This is a genomic window from Kribbella sp. NPDC051587 (assembly GCF_044453945.1).
GTDB lineage: Bacteria > Actinomycetota > Actinomycetes > Propionibacteriales > Kribbellaceae > Kribbella.
The window spans coordinates 133,072-148,920 of sequence record NZ_JBITDE010000017.1; the positions used below are offsets into that span (position 1 = coordinate 133,072).

At 68.6% G+C, this 15,849-nt stretch carries 20 protein-coding genes and 1 riboswitch; of the genes, 13 read left to right on the plus strand and 7 right to left on the minus strand.

The genetic code is table 11. The features are described from left to right. Positions 1 to 40 precede the first annotated feature (40 nt). The gene (locus tag ACIA49_RS38220; RefSeq protein ID WP_396383172.1) at positions 41 to 616 is read left to right on the plus strand and encodes a TetR/AcrR family transcriptional regulator; all 576 of its coding nucleotides are present in this window, start codon (positions 41 to 43) and stop codon (positions 614 to 616) included. On the opposite strand, the gene ACIA49_RS38225 is transcribed toward ACIA49_RS38220, so the two are convergent. Further along, entirely contained in the window at positions 606 to 1,451 is an 846-nt protein-coding gene (locus tag ACIA49_RS38225) for a hypothetical protein (RefSeq protein ID WP_396383173.1), read from the minus strand. The genes ACIA49_RS38220 and ACIA49_RS38225 overlap by 11 nt on opposite strands. Beyond that, positions 1,448 to 1,948 (minus strand): GNAT family N-acetyltransferase, encoded by a 501-nt coding sequence (locus ACIA49_RS38230; RefSeq protein WP_396383174.1) that lies wholly within the window; start codon positions 1,946 to 1,948, stop codon positions 1,448 to 1,450. The genes ACIA49_RS38225 and ACIA49_RS38230 overlap by 4 nt, the downstream gene beginning before the upstream one ends. Before the next feature lie 72 nt (positions 1,949 to 2,020). Here ACIA49_RS38230 and ACIA49_RS38235 point away from each other — a divergent pair, with 72 nt between their 5' ends. After that, on the plus strand, positions 2,021 to 3,127 hold the full coding sequence (locus ACIA49_RS38235) for a calcium:proton antiporter (protein WP_396383175.1): 1,107 nt from the start codon (positions 2,021 to 2,023) through the stop codon (positions 3,125 to 3,127). On the opposite strand, the gene ACIA49_RS38240 is transcribed toward ACIA49_RS38235, so the two are convergent. From ACIA49_RS38240 to ACIA49_RS38250, 3 genes are all read right to left on the minus strand, one after another. Next, positions 3,093 to 4,490 carry an ankyrin repeat domain-containing protein gene (locus ACIA49_RS38240; RefSeq protein WP_396383176.1) on the minus strand — a complete coding sequence of 466 codons (1,398 nt, stop codon included), beginning with the start codon at positions 4,488 to 4,490 and terminating at the stop codon, positions 3,093 to 3,095. The genes ACIA49_RS38235 and ACIA49_RS38240 overlap by 35 nt on opposite strands. 150 nt (positions 4,491 to 4,640) lie before the next feature. Then, positions 4,641 to 4,997, minus strand: a complete 357-nt coding sequence (locus ACIA49_RS38245; RefSeq protein ID WP_396383177.1) for a YybH family protein — start codon at positions 4,995 to 4,997, stop codon at positions 4,641 to 4,643. Between the two features lie 13 nt (positions 4,998 to 5,010). Beyond that, a complete protein-coding gene (locus ACIA49_RS38250; protein WP_396383178.1) occupies positions 5,011 to 6,048 on the minus strand; it encodes an amidohydrolase family protein in 1,038 nt (345 codons plus the stop codon). Positions 6,049 to 6,168: 120 nt separating this feature from the next. Here ACIA49_RS38250 and ACIA49_RS38255 point away from each other — a divergent pair, with 120 nt between their 5' ends. The 3 genes from ACIA49_RS38255 to ACIA49_RS38265 are packed head-to-tail and all read left to right on the plus strand — an operon-like array spanning position 6,169 to position 7,663. Beyond that, positions 6,169 to 6,597, plus strand: a complete 429-nt coding sequence (locus ACIA49_RS38255) for a hypothetical protein (protein ID WP_396383179.1) — start codon at positions 6,169 to 6,171, stop codon at positions 6,595 to 6,597. Positions 6,598 to 6,600: 3 nt separating this feature from the next. Then, positions 6,601 to 7,023 (plus strand): thiol-disulfide oxidoreductase DCC family protein, encoded by a 423-nt coding sequence (locus ACIA49_RS38260; RefSeq protein ID WP_396383180.1) that lies wholly within the window; start codon positions 6,601 to 6,603, stop codon positions 7,021 to 7,023. Next, complete coding sequence (locus tag ACIA49_RS38265) at positions 6,995 to 7,663, plus strand: TetR family transcriptional regulator (protein ID WP_396383181.1); 669 nt, start codon at positions 6,995 to 6,997, stop codon at positions 7,661 to 7,663. Before ACIA49_RS38260 ends, ACIA49_RS38265 begins: the two co-directional genes overlap by 29 nt. A 3-nt stretch (positions 7,664 to 7,666) precedes the next feature. Here ACIA49_RS38265 and ACIA49_RS38270 read toward each other — a convergent pair whose 3' ends face one another. Continuing rightward, positions 7,667 to 8,167 carry a DinB family protein gene (locus ACIA49_RS38270; protein WP_396383182.1) on the minus strand — a complete coding sequence of 167 codons (501 nt, stop codon included), beginning with the start codon at positions 8,165 to 8,167 and terminating at the stop codon, positions 7,667 to 7,669. A 177-nt stretch (positions 8,168 to 8,344) separates the two neighbouring features. Here ACIA49_RS38270 and ACIA49_RS38275 point away from each other — a divergent pair, with 177 nt between their 5' ends. From ACIA49_RS38275 to ACIA49_RS38290, 4 genes are all read left to right on the plus strand, one after another. Then, the gene (locus ACIA49_RS38275) at positions 8,345 to 9,952 is read left to right on the plus strand and encodes a DEAD/DEAH box helicase (protein WP_396383183.1); all 1,608 of its coding nucleotides are present in this window, start codon (positions 8,345 to 8,347) and stop codon (positions 9,950 to 9,952) included. Between the two features lie 111 nt (positions 9,953 to 10,063). Further along, a complete protein-coding gene (locus ACIA49_RS38280) occupies positions 10,064 to 10,960 on the plus strand; it encodes a phosphotriesterase (RefSeq protein ID WP_396383225.1) in 897 nt (298 codons plus the stop codon). Positions 10,961 to 10,972: 12 nt separating this feature from the next. Further along, positions 10,973 to 11,341, plus strand: a complete 369-nt coding sequence (locus ACIA49_RS38285) for a DUF1304 domain-containing protein (protein WP_396383184.1) — start codon at positions 10,973 to 10,975, stop codon at positions 11,339 to 11,341. A gap of 38 nt (positions 11,342 to 11,379) precedes the next feature. Further along, positions 11,380 to 12,750 carry an MFS transporter gene (locus ACIA49_RS38290; RefSeq protein WP_396383185.1) on the plus strand — a complete coding sequence of 457 codons (1,371 nt, stop codon included), beginning with the start codon at positions 11,380 to 11,382 and terminating at the stop codon, positions 12,748 to 12,750. Here the strand turns inward: ACIA49_RS38290 and ACIA49_RS38295 are convergent. Next, positions 12,731 to 13,372 carry a LysE family translocator gene (locus ACIA49_RS38295; RefSeq protein ID WP_396383186.1) on the minus strand — a complete coding sequence of 214 codons (642 nt, stop codon included), beginning with the start codon at positions 13,370 to 13,372 and terminating at the stop codon, positions 12,731 to 12,733. The two genes, ACIA49_RS38290 and ACIA49_RS38295, sit on opposite strands and share 20 nt — an antisense overlap. Before the next feature lie 167 nt (positions 13,373 to 13,539). Here ACIA49_RS38295 and ACIA49_RS38300 point away from each other — a divergent pair, with 167 nt between their 5' ends. From ACIA49_RS38300 to ACIA49_RS38315, 4 genes are all read left to right on the plus strand, one after another. Beyond that, positions 13,540 to 14,112 (plus strand): DNRLRE domain-containing protein, encoded by a 573-nt coding sequence (locus ACIA49_RS38300; RefSeq protein ID WP_396383187.1) that lies wholly within the window; start codon positions 13,540 to 13,542, stop codon positions 14,110 to 14,112. 85 nt (positions 14,113 to 14,197) lie between these two features. Continuing rightward, positions 14,198 to 14,264, plus strand: a riboswitch (cobalamin riboswitch). 52 nt (positions 14,265 to 14,316) lie between these two features. Then, positions 14,317 to 14,514 (plus strand): CbtB domain-containing protein, encoded by a 198-nt coding sequence (locus tag ACIA49_RS38305; protein WP_396383188.1) that lies wholly within the window; start codon positions 14,317 to 14,319, stop codon positions 14,512 to 14,514. Between the two features lie 4 nt (positions 14,515 to 14,518). Continuing rightward, positions 14,519 to 15,268, plus strand: a complete 750-nt coding sequence (locus tag ACIA49_RS38310) for a CbtA family protein (RefSeq protein WP_396383189.1) — start codon at positions 14,519 to 14,521, stop codon at positions 15,266 to 15,268. Continuing rightward, positions 15,265 to 15,837, plus strand: coding sequence for a histidine phosphatase family protein (locus tag ACIA49_RS38315; RefSeq protein WP_396383190.1), 573 nt, complete (start codon positions 15,265 to 15,267; stop codon positions 15,835 to 15,837). The genes ACIA49_RS38310 and ACIA49_RS38315 overlap by 4 nt, the downstream gene beginning before the upstream one ends. The last annotated feature ends 12 nt before the right edge of the window (positions 15,838 to 15,849 follow it).

The following is a 15,849-nucleotide window of genomic DNA, read 5'->3' on the forward strand; positions in this document are numbered from 1 at the left end:
CAAGACATATGTATGAGACGTCCGTGTTATGCTCGGCGGCATGGGAAACCGGGAGGCGCTGGTCGACGGCGCGAAGACCTGCCTGCTGCAGAAGGGCTACGGCCGGACGACCGCGCGCGACATCGCGACCGCGGCCGGCGTCAGCCTGGCGGCGATCGGCTACCACTTCGGTTCCAAGGAGGCGCTGCTCAACGAGGCGATGCGCGAGGCGCTGGACGAGTGGGGTGCCGATGTCGGCCGCGCGCTCGCGCCGGCAGCCGGCCCGACGACGGCGTACGAACGATTCGTCGCGACCTGGCAGCAGGCGATCGCCAGCCTGGACGAGCCGAACGTGAAGGCTCTGTGGACCACGCAATTCGAGGTGCTGAGCGTGGGGCAACCTGGGCTACTCGCCGAGCTGTCGCAACTGCAAGGCGAGGCGCGAGAAGGCGTCGCTCACCTCTTCGGCGGTGTCGATGCCGACGCCGACCCAGCCGAGGTGGACCGGATCGGCTCGTTCCTGCAGGCGCTTCTGCTCGGCGTTGTGGTGCTCTACCTGTTCGACCCGGCCAAGGCGCCGAGCCCGGAGGACCTGGCCGCGTCGATCCGCACAGTCGCCGAACGCCTCACCACTTGAGACCCATCGGGTTGTCGGGCGGAATCAACGCCCCCGACATCAGTACGGCGCTCAGTGGGTGGACGAGGTCGTGCAACTCGTTCGTCAGGTCGTCACCGAGCGCACGCCAACCGGCGTCGGCCAATGAGTCGGTGGTGTCCTCGACCTGCTGGCGGAGAGCCTGTCCGGCATCAGTCAGTGCGCCGTCGGCGTCGAGGAGTCCACGCGATCGCAGGTCGTCCGACGCAGCGGCCCACTCCTCGTCGCTCCAGTGCCGGGCGAGGTGGAAGATCTCCTTCGACGGACCACCGGCCGCTGAGGCCGTGATCAACGCCTGACACGGGCTGAGCTCAGCAGCGACGAGTGCCGCCACGTGGCCGTCGCCACGGGACTCCCGCAGGATCGTGGTCGCCTGCCAGAGCATCAGATGCGGCTCGGTCGACCAGTCGAGCGCCGCGTTGGCTGCCCCCAGCGCACGCCCGCCCAGCGGCGCGGCCTCGGCCGCCTGCCGCGCCAGCTCAGCCACGCGACCGAAGTCCGGTGCGTCCGGGAACAATCGCCGTACGGCGGTATCGACCGCGCCGAGCCGAGCTTCCAGCAACTGCTCGGGTGTCGCGCGGTTCCAGGCATCGGGCAGGGCTCTGGCCACCATCGACGGATGGAAGTTGTAGAAGACCGCGGCCACCAGTTCGGCCGAGGCGGCACCGAGTGGCGCGGCTCGGCAGGCGAAGTAGCTCATCCAGCCGCCCTTGAGCCCCAGGGCGTCGGTCGCCTGCCGGGTCTCGGGGGAGAAGTAGGTGATCGCGTGGAAGGGTTCGAGCGTCTTCCACATCCGGCGCGCGCGATTGTCCGTCACACCAGCGGACGGTACATCACATGCAATCCGACGTACCCGAGTTTGGCGTGTTCGAATGCCTCCGGCACGGTCCCGATGATGCGGAAACCGAGTGCCTGCCATAGGTGTACGGCGGATGCGTTCGTCTCGACCACCGCGTTGAACTGGATCGACCGGAATCCCTCCTGTCCGGCCCACGCGATCATGTCCTCAGCCAGTCGCCGGCCGACCCCCTGGCCGCGAGCAGCCGGCGAGACCATGAAGCTCGCGCTGGCGACATGCGATCCCGGACCTGGCCGGTTCGGGTACATGTTCGCGCTCCCGAGGACGGTGCGGTCGGCATCGACAGCCACCGTCGTCCTGCTGCCGCTGGACGGCGTCATCCACAGGGACTGTGCCTGCTCGAAGGTCAGCGACGGATCGTAGGCGTAGGTCTCCCGCGCGGTGACGATGTCGTGGAAGAAGGGCCAGATCGCCGGCCAGTCCGCGTCGGTCGCGACCCTGATCTGCACTGTCATGATGCGAAAAGCATCACCTCGGCCGCCTCAGCTGCCAACCGATTTAGCCGAGAGCCCATAGGATCGGTGAGGATGACAAACTCACGAGTCCATGGGTTGCCGCGATGGAGTCTGGCCGTGCCCCCGCTCGCCTTCGTCGTCCTGCTGCTGTCCTGGGGTCGTAATCTCGGGGCGATCCTGCTGATCCTGGTCTGCGCCGGTCTGGGCGCCGCGGTGATCGCGGCCGTGCATCACGCCGAGGTCGTCGCGCACCGCGTCGGGGAACCGTTCGGCACGCTCATCCTCGCGCTGGCCGTGACGATCATCGAGGTCGCGCTGATCGTCACGCTGATGGCGTCCGGTGGGGACAAGGCGGCCTACCTGGCGCGCGACACCGTGTTCGCCGCGGTGATGATCACCTGCAACGGCATCCTCGGGATCGCCCTGGTCGTCGGATCGCTGAAGCATCACGTCCAGGAGTTCCGGGTGCACGCGTCGAGCGGCGCGCTTGCCGTGATGACCGCGCTCGTCACGCTCAGCCTCGTCCTGCCGACCTTCACCACGAGTGCATCGGGTCCGCGCTTCAGCGGGCCTCAGTTGGCGTTCGCCGGTGTGGTCTCCCTGGTCATGTACGGCGTCTTCGTCTTCGTGCAGACCGTCCGGCACCGCGACTACTTCCTCCCGGTCGAGCCGACCGCGACTGATCTCGAGGACGAAGAGGAGCACCATGCGGCTGCTCCGACTAGCAAGGTCGCGCTCGTCAGCCTCGGACTGCTGTTCGTCTGCCTGGTCGCCGTCGTGGGGCTGGCCAAGACGGTCTCGCCGAAGCTGGAGTCCGCAGTCGAGTCGGCCGGCGCTCCGCTGGCCGTGGTCGGTGTCGTCATCGCGCTGCTCGTGCTGCTGCCGGAGACGGTGGCGGCCGTGCGAGCGGCACTCCGCAACCGCCTCCAGACGAGCGTGAACCTGGCGCTCGGCTCGGCGCTGGCCAGCATCGGCCTGACGATCCCGGCGATCGGGATCGCGTCGATCTGGCTCAGCGGGCCGCTTGTCCTCGGTCTCGGCGCCAAGGAGATCGTGCTGTTCGCGCTCACGGTCGCGGTCAGCACGATCACCCTGGCCACCGGCAAAGCGACCCTGTTGCAGGGCGCCGTTCACCTGATGGTGTTCAGCGCGTTCCTGTTCCTTGCGGTAAGCCCTTGAGATAGGCGGCAACGGCCGTCTGGTTGTTGTGCTCGGCCCAGCCCAACGCGTTCCCGCCGTACATCGGATCACGCTGCTCGGGATCGACGCCGAGCTCGATCAGGCGCCGTACCGTCTCGAGATGACCGTTGAGCGCCGCCCGATGAATCGGGGCCGAATGCGTCATCAGGTTCAGGTCGAATCCCAAGCGCTGCAAGGGCTCCAGCGCCTCGGTCCGGCCGGTCTCCGCGGCCCGCAACGGAAGATGCGGATCCTTGGCGATGGCTCGGGCCGCGAGGGCAGCGTCGACGGTTGGCAGCTCCCCGCGCCACACGGCGGCGTACAGCTCATGGAGATCGTCCAGCGGTGCCGCGCCATGAGCGCGCAGCAGTTCGGCGATCTCCGTGAAGCCCTGTACGGCGGCGAACTCGTACGCGCGATGTCCGCCGAAACCCGGATGTTCCGTACCGCGGTTGTCCGGGTCGATGCCCTGGGCAAGCACCAGCTCGACCCGATGCAGTAGCCCGGTCGACGATGCGAACACGAGCTCGTCCTCCAGCAACTGCTGCGGCGTCGGATGCGTCGTGGTCATCCGCTCGTGCCACGGGCCGCCGTCACCCCGTCCCAGCCCGAACTCGAGCAGGAGCTCGAGATGCACCTCGTCGTACGGCGGGGGCGAGCCCGGTCCGCAGTTGTACATGGTCTGACTGTCGTTCGGATCCGCACCGGCCTCAAGCAGCACACGAGCCAGCTCAACCCGGTTCCGATGCGGTGGTTGATCACCTTCGCCACGCCCGAAGACGCCGGTCAGAGCGGTGAACGGTGAGGGCATGCCTTGCCACAGGTAACCCGCGTTCGGATCCGCGCCGTTCGCCAGCAGCAGGCGCGCGATCTCCACCTGGTTCGGGGCATCGAGACGGTTGTAGGCGAGGTAGAGCAACGGTTCCCAGCGATACGGTCCGCCCTCGACCCTTGCCTGACTGAGATTCCGCCGTACGGCGTCGATCTCACCCGCGACGACCATCGTATAAATGTTGCTCTGAGCAACTTCAGGTAAGAACTGCTGGGCCGCCCGCTGTCGGGCCGGATCATCCTGCCCGTAGTGCAGTGTCGCCAGCTTGAGGAACTCGTCGGCACGCTGCTCCGGCGTGTCCAGTGGACCACCGATCGACTGGCGGTGCGGGGATCGGCTGTAGCGGTCGACCAGTTCGAGATGGTGCACGATCCGTGGCCAGCTGGGGAATCCGTAGCTGCGCGCGGTCGCCAGCTGGGCCTCGGCCAAGGTCGCGTCGGGGTTGTCCACCCGGAGCTCGGTCAGCAGGCGTTTGGCCTGCTTGCGCAGGTGGTCCAGGTTCGGGTCGTCCGGAAGTCTGCGGGTCGGCATCGGCCGACCTCCTCTCTACGAGCCTGCTGTCCGCATCGTCAGGCGAGAAAGGAGGTGTACGAACAAAAGCACCAACTCACTGCTTCAGGTGGGCTGAGCCCTTCCCGCGGACCGGTGGCGCCCTGAGCGCCTACCGAAAACAGTAGCTCATCAAGGCTTCTCCATCCACCACTCGACAAACTCGTGGGCGCGGTCCTTGGTCAGCCTGATCACCCACAGGTTGCTGAACTCGCCGGGCGGTTCGGTCAGGTACGTCGTCCATCCGCGCACGAAGCCGACTCCGTCTCCGAAGCCGAGCACCTCGTACTCGAAGGCGGTCTCACCCGGCGCGTCCGCGACCTCGGCCCAGGCCGCGACGATCGCGTCCCGGCCGACCACCGGCTCCTCGTCCGGCCGCCGGTACCAGGCCGCGTCCTCGGTCCACAGTGCCGCGACATCGGCCGGATCGTTCGACTCCCAGGCCTTGCGGTACTTCGTCACCCACCGGTCCAGATCCTTCTCCCGCATACCGGGCATCGTCTCAAGCGATCCGGTGTCCGTTCAGTACGACGCTCGCCGGGGTCGCGAGGATTTCCGGGTGCTCGCGGGGATCGGCAGCGTACGTGACCAGGTTGCCGTCGCCGGTCAGCCCGAGGTACTCCTGAGCTCCGGTCGACGCGGCAACCAATGCCTGGGTGACGGTCAGGCCGTGCTTCACGAGCAGGTCCACCTCGGCCGCGACCGAGCCGACCACGTCGGAACCGGCCAGTACGCGGACGCCGTACCGGTCGGTGAGCGCGAGCATGGCGGCGGTCTGCTCCGCGCGGGCGAGTCGGCGGGCTCGTCGTTCCGGGGTCTCGTTCGGGTCCTCGCCGATCGAGGCGCAGAGGGTCGGGGTCCAGGCGCCACCGCGGGCACCGAGCGTCTCCAGGTCCTGCTCGGTGAGGGACATGCCGTGTTCGATCGAGTCGACGCCGACCCGGATCAGTTCGCTGACGATGTCGGTGTTGCAGTGCGCGGCGACCCGTGCGCCCCTGCTGTGGGCAAGCTCGACCATCGCCTGGATGACGTCGGTCTCGTAGGTCTGCTCCATCGCGCTGCCGCGGATCGGGCCCTCGGGACCGACCTCCGGGAAGTCGGCGACGAGCTTCAGCCAGGTCGCGCCGTCGGCGATCTCGGCCTCGACCGCGGCCAGCAGTTCCTCGGGCGCGACCGGCTCATGCGCCGCCGGGAAGTAGCGGCCGGCCGGGGCCAGAAAGCGACCGGCGGCCACCACGACCGGACGGCTGTCGTCCTCGGTGGTCGCCAGCTTCAGGGTGACCGACCGGTTGCCGCCGACATCGCGCAGCGCGCTGACACCCGAAGCAGCGAGCTCCTCGAGCCGCTCACGCGCAAAGTCGTCCCCGAACAGCGCCGGCCACCCGTCCGCACCCAGGCCCAGCGTCAGATGGCAATGCGAGTCGACCAGCCCCGGTACGGCGTACCGGCCGGGTAGCGACTGTGGGTCGCCCGCACCGATGGTCAGGCGGGTGGTGTCACCGGCGGGAAGGACGGTTCCTTCGAAGACCCAGGTCGTCATCGCCCCATCCTGCCCCCGGTGAGGTGCAGGTCACCTCAAGCCTTACTTGAACATGTTCAAATCGACGGCGTACGCTCAACTTACGATGATTTGAACGTGTTCAACTTGTGAGGGACCGACATGAACATGACTGTGACGACGTACCTGACCTACCTGGCGGTCGCCGTACCGCTGACGATCTGGGTGGCCCGCACGCTGAGCCGGAACGGGCGGGTCTTCCTGATCGACGTCTTCGACGGCAACGACGCCTTCGCCGATGCGGTGAACCGGCTGCTCGTGGTCGGGTTCTACCTGCTCAACCTGGGGTTCGTGACGCTGTTCCTGAGCCTGAAAGACCCGGTGGCCGACGCCAGCGGGCTCTTCGAGGCGCTGAGCGTGAAACTCGGCGTCGTGATGCTGGTGCTCGGCGGGGTGCACCTCGGCAACGTCTGGGTCTTCAACCGGATCCGCCGCCGCAGCCAAGCCGACCGGATGACCACGCCGCCGGTGCCGCCGAACGTCGTACTGGCTCCGCAGCAGCCCGAGCCGCCGTTCACGTACGGCTACTGACCCATGCGGGAGCTGACAGTGCTGTACGACGCGCAGTGTGGTCTGTGCCGACGGTTCAAGGACTGGCTGGCGGCACAGCGGCCGGCCTCTGACGGTGAGGGTGGGGTGGTGCAGAGGCGGTTCGTCGCGGCGGGGTCGGCGGAGGCGCGGGCGCTCTACCCCACGCTGGATCACGCTGCCACGCTGCGCGAGGTGACAGTGGTCGCCGACGACGGTTCGGTGTACGTCGGCGACCGGGCCTGGATCGTCTGCCTATGGGCCGCGTGGGACTGGCGCTACACGGCGGTCCAGCTGTCCACTCCGGCCATGCGGCCGGTGGCTCGACGCATGGTGCAGTCGGTGGCCGGGTTGAGGCGGTTCACGGTGGACCGGCCAGGGGGTGACTACGCTGACGGCTGTGACGGACAGTGCGACCACCAAGGGTGAGCAGACGCGTGAGCTGATCCTGTCCACTGCGCTGCGGTTGTTCCGCGAGCAGGGGTACGGCAAGACGACGATGCGGGCGATCGCGACCGAGGCCGGTGTCTCGGTTGGTAACGCCTACTACTACTTCGGCTCCAAAGAGCATCTGATGCAGGCGTACTACGACCACCTGCAGGAGCAGCACCGGGACGCGGTGCGGTCGGTGCTGGCCGACGAGAAGGCGTTCGCTGCGCGACTGAGCGGCGTACTGCGGGTGTGGCTGGACGTGTCGGCGCCGTACCACGAGTTCGCCGCGACGTTCTTCAAGACGGCTGCGGATCCGAAGAGCCCGCTGTCGCCGTTCAGCACGGAGTCGCAGCCGGCCCGGGACGCGAGTATCGAGATCTTCCGGGAGGTCGTGGCCGGGTCGGACCTCAAGCTTTCGGCCGACCTGGCTGCGGAGCTCCCCGAGTTGCTGTGGTTGCTGCAGATGGGGATCGTGCTGTTCTGGGTCCACGACGACAGCGCGGACCTTCGCCGTACCAAGACTTTGATCGATCGGTCGGTGCCGCTGATCGACCGGCTGCTGCGGCTGACCCGGATCCCGGGCGTGCGCGGCGTGGTCAACGACATCGTCGGTCTGATCCGCTCGATCAAGTCCTAGCTACTACTCGCCGGTCTTGCCGTCGATCCGTTCGCGCAGCAGATCGGCGTGGCCGTTGTGCCGCGCGTACTCCTCGATCATGTGGATGTAGAGGTACCGCACGCTGTAGATCTCCAGTCGGCGCGGACGGCGGAACGGGTCGTCGAGAGCGTGTCGCGACGCGATCTTGTCGGACTCCTGGACGGCGTCCGCGTACGCCTGCAGGTCGGCCTGCGCCTGGGCCGGGTCGACCAGATCGAAGTCGCCGTCGGGATGTTCGGCCGTCCAGTAACGATCCGGAACCTCCTCGCCGGCCAGACAGGACTTGAACCAGTACTGTTCGACTTCCGTGAGATGGCGCACTAGTCCGAGCAGGGACAGGCTGGACGGCTCCGCGCTGCGCCGGGCGAGCTGTTCACCGCTCAGATCGGAGACTTTGAGCAGCAGGGTCTGCCGGTGGAAGTCGAGAAATCCCTGCAGCAACTCGCGTTCGGAAGCCGCCGTGGGTGGGTTGATTCGGGTCACCGGAGACAATCTAGTGGGGTGCGGACCTCGCGTGCCGTACACTGATCGTGACGGCCCGCCCAGTTCTGCCTCGGGCCAGGAGCGCTCTGTGACTGCAGCGCTCGCAGTCGACCCCCAAGCGCCGCGGCCCCTGACGGCCGCGCCGGGCAGGACGACCCCACGATTCTTGGAGTACCTATGGCGGCCCGCCGCCCCTTCACGCAAGCCACGAACACGTCCACCTCCGCCCCGTCCTCGAACGGCCGCCCGCGCCGGCGCAAGCCCGCGGCGAAGAAGCCCGCCGGGAACGTTGCTCAGAGCAACAGCTCGGTCACGGCGGCGGAGTACGAGTCGGTCATCCCGATGGATGTCCCGGACGACCTGACCTTCGCCGATCTCGGCGTACCCGCTGCACTGGCCGACGCCCTGGCGGCGACCGGTGTCACCAAGCCCTTCCCGATCCAGGCGGCGACCCTGCCGGATTCCCTGGCCGGCAAGGATGTTCTCGGCCGTGGCCGCACCGGCTCCGGCAAGACCTACGCCTTCGTGCTCCCGCTGCTGGCGCGCCTTTACCTGCGCGGCAACAAGCGGCAGCCGAAGGCCCCGCGCGCGCTGATCCTGGCGCCGACGCGGGAGCTGGCCACCCAGATCCAGGCCTCGATCCAGCCGCTGGCCGATGTGCTCGAGCTGCGCACGATGACGATCTTCGGCGGTGTCGGCCACGGCCCCCAGACGACCGGACTGCGCAAGGGTGTCGACATCGTCGTCGCCTGCCCGGGCCGCCTGGAGGACCACCTCAAGGCCGGCAACGTGAAGCTCGACGCGGTGGAGATCACCGTGCTCGACGAGGCCGACCACATGGCCGACCTCGGCTTCCTGCCCGCCGTCCGCCGGCTCCTCGAGGCGACCCCGGCCAAGGCGCAGCGGCTGCTGTTCTCGGCCACGCTGGACGCCGGCGTCGACGTACTGGTCAAGCGCTTCATGAACAACCCGATCACGCACAGCGTCGACTCGGCGCAGTCGCCGGTCTCGAAGATGACCCACCACGTCCTGCACGTGAAGGCCGACAGCCGGGTTCCGGTGCTGGTCGACCTGACCGCGGCTCCGGGACGCACGCTGGTCTTCACCCGGACCAAGTACGGCGCCAAGGCGCTCACCAAGAAGCTGATCGCCTCCGGTGTGCCGGCTGTCGAGCTGCACGGGAACCTGTCGCAGGGTGCGCGCACGCGCAACCTCGAGGCGTTCTCGGCCGGTACGGCGAAGACGCTGGTCGCGACCGACATCGCGGCCCGCGGGATCCACGTCGACGACGTCACGCTCGTCATCCACGCCGACCCGCCGGTCGAGCACAAGGCCTACCTGCACCGCTCCGGCCGCACGGCCCGCGCGGGCGCCGAAGGCACGGTCATCACGCTGATGACCGACGACCAGGTCCGCGACGTCCGCGACCTGACCCGCAAGGCCGGCATCGCCCCCAAGACCACCAAGCTCTCGGTCGGGGACCCCCTGCTCGCCGAGCTCGCCCCGGGCGAGCGCGTCTTCGTCGAGCCTCCGGCCAAGGCCCCGGTCGTCGCCACCACCAGCAACCCCGGCCGAGGCCGTGGACGCGGTCGTGGCAATGGTTCGGGCCGCGGTGGTGCAGGCGCGACCCGGACGGCGACGACCGGCACCACCTCACCGCGCTCGGCCGGTGGAAGCACCAAGACCCGGACGGTCGCCTCCTCCACGGCGACCCGCCCCGGTGACAGCCCCTCCGCCTCGCGCGGCGGCCGCCGTCGCCGCGGCCCCCGCAAGCAAGCCGCCTGACAGCACCCAGGCACTCCGCACCCCCTGAGCCCACGAGCTCAGGGGGTGCTGCCATTCCCACCCCACGCGACTTTGAGGGGTGCGCCTGGTGGTGGCTAGGTTGGGGTGGTGATGATTCGGACTGTGGTGGGGGAGTTGGCGCCCGAGCAATTGGGGGTCTGTGACGCGCATGATCATCTGTTCTTCCGGTCGGCGTTGCTGGCCGGGCAGGAGCTGGATGACGCGTCGGCCGCGCTGGCTGAGGTTCGTGAGTTTGCTGCGGTCGGCGGTCAGGCGATCGTGCAGTGGACTCCGCACGGACTGGGGCGGCAGGCTGAGCTGTTGCCCGAGATCTCAACCCAGACTGGGGTTTCGCTGATCGCGGCCACCGGATTGCATCGGGCCGAGCACTACCCGGACGGCTTCGTCGCGAAGGTGCGACCGCGGCTGGCGGAGATCTTTCACACCGAGCTGACCGTTGGCATCGGCAACAGTTCCGTCCGGGCCGGGTTGATCAAGGTGGCCGGTGGGTTCCATCGGCTCGACGAGCACGCCCGGTTCGTGATGGAAGCAGCCGCCGAGGCTCACCACGCGACCGGCGCTCCGATCGCGATCCACCACGAGCTGGGTTCCGCGGCTGACGCCGTACTGGATCTCCTCGTCGACACCCTCGCTGTACCGCCGACGTGCGTCATCCTTGGACACCTCAACCGCTTCCCGGACTCGCGGGCTCATCTCGATCTGGCGAGGCGCGGTGCGTGGCTGGCGTTCGACGGGCCGTCGCGGGCCAACAACGCCACCGATCCGCACCTGCTTGCCTGCCTGGCGGCGCTCCTCGATGCCGGGTACGGCGATCGCCTGCTGCTCGGCGGAGACACCACCACCGCCAAGGCTCGTGGCGCGACTGGTGAAGGCCCGGGGATGCAGTTCCTGCTCACCACGCTCCGGCCGCGGATCACCCGGGAGTTCGGGCCGGAAGCGGCCGCCACGATCTTCGAGTCGAACCCGGCGCGCGCGTTCGCCTGGTAGTACGGTTCGCCCATGAATGTCGTCGCACAGGTCTTCGTCGTGGTGGCCGGGCTGTTCCATGTGGCGGTCTTCGCCATGGAGAGCCTGCTGTTCCGCAAGCCGAGCACGTACAAGCGGTTCCTGGTCAAGGACGACACCGAGGCCGCGGTGGCGAAGCCATGGGCGTTCAACCAGGGGTTCTACAACCTGTTCCTGGCGGCCGGCGCGCTCGGCGGCCTGATCGCGGGCGGCGACAAGGGCCACGCGATCGCACTCTTCAGCTGCGCGTGCATGGCCGGTGCGGGCATCGTCCTGCTCGCCTCCGACCGCCGGATGCTGCAGGCCGCGGCCAGCCAGGCGCTGCCGCCGATCCTCGCGCTGGTGCTTGCCGCAGCTCTCTAATTGACTTCAAGTGCACTTGAAGTCAGAGGCTGTTCGGTATGACGACGACCGCCGAACCGGCCACGACCACGCCAGGTGTGCTCTCCCCGCAATACCGTGCGCTGACGATCGGCATGGTCGCGCTGATCACGCTCGTCGCCTTCGAGAACCTGGCCGTGACGACGGCGATGCCGACCGTCGCCCAGGCTCTCGACGGCCTGTACCTCTACGCGCTCGCCTTCGGTGGCCCGCTGGCCTCCGGCGTGGTCGGGATGGTTGTCTCCGGCACCTGGAGTGACCTCCGCGGCCCGACCCGCCCGCTCTGGCACGGCACCGCCTGGTTCCTCGGTGGACTGATCATCGCCGGGATCGCGCCGAGCATGGAGGTCCTGGTCGCCGGCCGGATCATCCAGGGCGTCGGCTCCGGGCTGCTGACCGTCGCCCTGTACGTCGTGGTCGGTCAGCTCTACCCGGCGATCCTCCGCGCGAAGATCTTCGCCGCGTTCGCCACCGGTTGGGTGGTCCCGTCCCTCGTCGGTCCGGCGATCGCAGGTCTGATCGTGGAGCACACGAGTTGGCGGATTGTGTTCCTCGCCGTACCGGTGCTGGCGATCCCCGCAGTCTTCGTGATGCGTCCCGGGCTGGCGCGCGGCGACCGGTACGACGTACGTCCGGGGCGACTGTGGGATCGACAGGCACTGTGGGCCGTCGCGGCCGCCGTCGGGGTCGGCGTACTGAACTTCGGCGGTCAGGAGCACGGCGTACTGCAGATTGTGTTGCTCTCGATCGGGCTGGCCGCGATCGCGGTGTCCGCGCCGAGGCTGCTGCCGCGAGGGATCTTCGTGCTGGGCCGGGGTCTGCCGTCGGTCGTCGCGTTGCGCGGGCTGGTCGCGGCGGCCGGGTTCGGAGCGGAGGTGTTCCTGCCGCTGATGCTGACGCGGGAGCGGGGACTGTCGCCGGCCTTCGCGGGCCTGGTGCTGACCGTGAGCGGGGTCAGCTGGACGCTCGCGTCGTGGTGGCGCGGTCGGCCGAAGCACCGGTTCGGTCCGGCCGTGTTCCTGCAGGTGGGGATGCTCGCGATCGTCGCGGGGATCGCGATCGCCGTCCTGACGCTGAACCCGAATGTGCCGGTCGTGATCGGCATTCTTGGGTGGAGCCTGACCGGGTTCGGGATGGGTACGGTCTTCCCGACACTGTCGGTGCTGGTGCTCGAGTACTCGTCACGCGCCGAGCAGGGTGTGAACAGTTCGGCCGCGCAGCTCAGCGATTCGTTGTCGACGGCAACGGTTCTGGCCGTCGGCGGTTCGCTCTTCGCGGCGATCGAGCCGCACTCCCCGGTGACCGCCTATCTGGTCGCCTTCGGAGTTCCCGCCGTACTGGCTCTGCTGGGTGTGCAGGCAGCCCGACGGACTAGTCTTTCGACCCACTGACCGCGATGCTGGCGCCGAGGCCGATGATCATCAGCCCGCCGGTGCCACCGACGAGCTCGAGCCGGCGCGGCGACCGCGCGAACCACTGCCGCGCCGTACCGGCCGCGACGGCCCAGACGCTGTCGGAGATCAGCGCGATCGTGACGAAGATCAGCCCGAGCATCAGGATCTGCACCCACGCCGGGCCGGCGGCGTGCGGGTCCACGAACTGCGGCAGTACGGCCGCGAAGAACACCGCGGTCTTGGCGTTGGTCACCCCGACCAGGAAGCCCTGCCGCAGCGTCCGACGGGTGCTGCCCGGCTGCACCCCACCGGTCATCGCCTCGACCAGTGACTTCCGGGTCCGGAAGGCGTGCACACCGAGGTAGATCAGGTACGCCGCGCCAGCCAGCTTGACGACGGTCAGCGCCACCGCGCTCGCCGCGATCAGCGTGCCGAGGCCGAGGGCGACCAGCACCAGCATCACCGAAGCGCCGAGCGTGTTCCCGAGCATCGTCAGCACCGCCTCCCGGCGGCCGACCGCGAGCGCGCGACCGACGATGAACAGCACACTGGGTCCGGGAATCACGATCATGACGAGGGCGGTGACCGCGAAGACGATCAAGTGATGGGCAGCAGGCATCTGCCCAGAGTATGTGCTGGAAAGCCTTGGTAGTAGAGCTTTTCGAACTGTCTCAAATGGTCTCGTGGAATAGCTGTCGCCCGCGACGGCGGCGTGTGACGGTGGCCGTCCGACCGACCAAGGGGATCACCGCCATGAATCACTTGTCACGCCGTTCCGTGCTCGGAATGGCTGCCGCAGCCGTCGCCGCTCCGCTCGCCGTCAACGCCCTGCCCGCCTTCGCCTCGGAGCGGGTTGTGCTGCCGAGCGACGCCTGGACCTACGCCACGACCAGGCAGCCGGCCGCCTCGTTCTGGGATGCTCCGCGAGCGGAGGTCCTGGTAGGCCGGGAATACGACGAAGCCTTCGTCTGGCGCTCGTTCTTCCGCGTTCCGGTGGCGGCCGTGTCCGGTGCCTCGGTCGCGTCCGCCGTCTTCTCGATCCTGCTCACCCACACGCCGACCGGCGTGGCCACGCCGGTGCAGCTCTTCCAGGTCACCGACCTCGACCCGGAGGCGCCGCTCACCTGGAACAACTCCGGCGGCAGTTGGCTGCGGAACCTGGGCACAGCCTCCGGTAGCTCCTGGAACTCGCAGCCGGACCAGTTGCTGCGCTTCGACGTCACCTCCCTCGCACAGGAGGCGGCCGGCCAGGGCCTGGCGTTCCTGTCTTTCGGGTTGCGGGCCGCGAACGAGACCGACCGCTACCAGTGGAAGAAGTTCAAGCCGGGGTCGGAGCTCCTGGAGGTCATCACCCTCTGAGGTCATTCTCACCCCCGGACCGTGGTCCGTTGACCCGTCAGCGGGCCGACGGCTACGGTTCGGGGGACAACCTGCGATGCCCGAGGGAAGCCGGTGGGAATCCGGCACGGCCGCGCCACTGTGATCGAGCCCAGGCTCGTGAGTCAGGATGCTCGGGCACCAGCAGCCTTTCGAAGGGGACGCGCACTTCCCCAGGAGGTTCAGATGGCAGCTCCTGCCCAGTCGGTCGGCGTACCGGCGATCTCGTCCCGCTTGCTCCTGCTGTCCGCTCTCAGCGTCGGCCTGTTGCTGCTGCTCGCGTATCTGGTCGGCTTCGACCAGGGTGCTGTGTCGCAGTCGGGCATGTACCTGCACGAGCTGATGCACGACGGCCGTCACCTCCTCGGCGTGCCCTGCCACTGATCCGATGCGCACCTTCGGACAACTCCTGGTGCGCGGTCTGATCGTCGGACTCTTCGCCGGCCTGCTGGCCGGAACCTTCGCTTACGTGATGGGCGAGCCGCGGGTCGATGCCGCGATCGCGATCGAAGAGGCCAACGCCACCGCGCACAGTCATGACCACGGCGACGAGCATGCCGCTGGTGAAGAAGAAGCCCCTTTGGTCAGCCGTGAGGGCCAGAAGGGCGGCCTCTTCCTGGCCACCGGCCTGTACGGCGTCGCCCTCGGTGGCATCTTCGCCGTCGGCTTCACGCTGCTCCGGCGCCGCCTGCGGACCGGCAACGACGGGTACGCCGCCCTCGGCCTGGCCGCCGCCGGGTTCATCGGCATCGTGCTCGTGCCGTTCCTCAAGTACCCACCGAACCCACCGGCGGTCGGTGATCCCGAGACGATCACCCGCCGTACCGTCACCTATCTGTTGACGATCGTGATCGGATTGCTCGCGGTCTGGGCCGGCGTGGCGCTGTCCCGCTGGGCAGCCCGGTACGGCGATGTGGCCCGGCTCGCCGGTGGCGTCGCCGGACTCGTGGTGACGGTCGTGGCGGCGTACCTGATCCTGCCGCGGATCAACGAGGTTCCGGACACGTTCCCCGCTACGCTGCTCTGGCAGTTCCGGTTCGCCTCGCTCGGTACGCAGGCGACACTGTGGCTCCTGCTCGGTTTCGGGTACGCCGCCACGGTGGCCCGCCGGCCATCCGAACAGAAGGTGTCTGTTTGAGCTCGTTGACGCTGGTCGCCCACGCACTGACCCCCGCGCTGCGCGGCCTCGTCCTCGGTGGTGCGCCTGACCCGGATCCGGCAAGTGTGGAGGCCGCCCGTCAGCTCAAGCTCGACGCGGACGCCACGTACGCCGGTCCCGAGCCGGCTGCGGTCGCCACCGCGGAGGCCCTCGGGCTGACTGCGGTCGTCGAGCCGGCGCTGCGTGACCGCGACTACGGCGAGTGGGCCGGTCGCGGTCTGGAGGACCTGCTCGGGTCTGACCCGGCTGCCGTCTCCGCCTGGCTGGAGCGGCCGCACACGGCCACCCCAGGCGGTGAGACCGAGAACGACGTCATCACCCGCGTCGCGGACTGGCTGGGCGATCTGGTCAGTGAGGATCGCGAGGCGGAGTCCGCGTCTGCCGGGAGCAGCCGGCTGGTCGCCGTGGTCCATCCGGCGGTCGTGCGGGCGGTGGTGCTTTATGTGCTGGATGCTCCGGCGGAGTCGCTCCGGCATGTGGACGTCCGCCCCTTGGCAACAGTGAACCTGTCCCACCACACTGGCAGCTGGTCCCTGGCCTTCGGCTGATTGGTGTGGCGG

Excerpts from the sequence above, each read along its gene's own strand:
- ACIA49_RS38220 (WP_396383172.1), top strand. The coding sequence starts at position 41 with ATGGGAAACCGGGAGGCGCTGGTCGACGGCGCGAAGACCTGCCTGCTG.
- ACIA49_RS38230 (WP_396383174.1), bottom strand. The coding sequence starts at position 1,948 with ATGACAGTGCAGATCAGGGTCGCGACCGACGCGGACTGGCCGGCGATC.
- ACIA49_RS38235 (WP_396383175.1), top strand. The coding sequence starts at position 2,021 with ATGACAAACTCACGAGTCCATGGGTTGCCGCGATGGAGTCTGGCCGTG.
- ACIA49_RS38240 (WP_396383176.1), bottom strand. The coding sequence starts at position 4,490 with ATGCCGACCCGCAGACTTCCGGACGACCCGAACCTGGACCACCTGCGC.
- ACIA49_RS38245 (WP_396383177.1), bottom strand. The coding sequence starts at position 4,997 with ATGCGGGAGAAGGATCTGGACCGGTGGGTGACGAAGTACCGCAAGGCC.
- ACIA49_RS38250 (WP_396383178.1), bottom strand. The coding sequence starts at position 6,048 with ATGACGACCTGGGTCTTCGAAGGAACCGTCCTTCCCGCCGGTGACACC.
- ACIA49_RS38255 (WP_396383179.1), top strand. The coding sequence starts at position 6,169 with ATGAACATGACTGTGACGACGTACCTGACCTACCTGGCGGTCGCCGTA.
- ACIA49_RS38260 (WP_396383180.1), top strand. The coding sequence starts at position 6,601 with ATGCGGGAGCTGACAGTGCTGTACGACGCGCAGTGTGGTCTGTGCCGA.
- ACIA49_RS38275 (WP_396383183.1), top strand. The coding sequence starts at position 8,345 with ATGGCGGCCCGCCGCCCCTTCACGCAAGCCACGAACACGTCCACCTCC.
- ACIA49_RS38280 (WP_396383225.1), top strand. The coding sequence starts at position 10,064 with ATGATTCGGACTGTGGTGGGGGAGTTGGCGCCCGAGCAATTGGGGGTC.
- ACIA49_RS38285 (WP_396383184.1), top strand. The coding sequence starts at position 10,973 with ATGAATGTCGTCGCACAGGTCTTCGTCGTGGTGGCCGGGCTGTTCCAT.
- ACIA49_RS38290 (WP_396383185.1), top strand. The coding sequence starts at position 11,380 with ATGACGACGACCGCCGAACCGGCCACGACCACGCCAGGTGTGCTCTCC.
- ACIA49_RS38295 (WP_396383186.1), bottom strand. The coding sequence starts at position 13,372 with ATGCCTGCTGCCCATCACTTGATCGTCTTCGCGGTCACCGCCCTCGTC.
- ACIA49_RS38300 (WP_396383187.1), top strand. The coding sequence starts at position 13,540 with ATGGCTGCCGCAGCCGTCGCCGCTCCGCTCGCCGTCAACGCCCTGCCC.
- ACIA49_RS38305 (WP_396383188.1), top strand. The coding sequence starts at position 14,317 with ATGGCAGCTCCTGCCCAGTCGGTCGGCGTACCGGCGATCTCGTCCCGC.
- ACIA49_RS38310 (WP_396383189.1), top strand. The coding sequence starts at position 14,519 with ATGCGCACCTTCGGACAACTCCTGGTGCGCGGTCTGATCGTCGGACTC.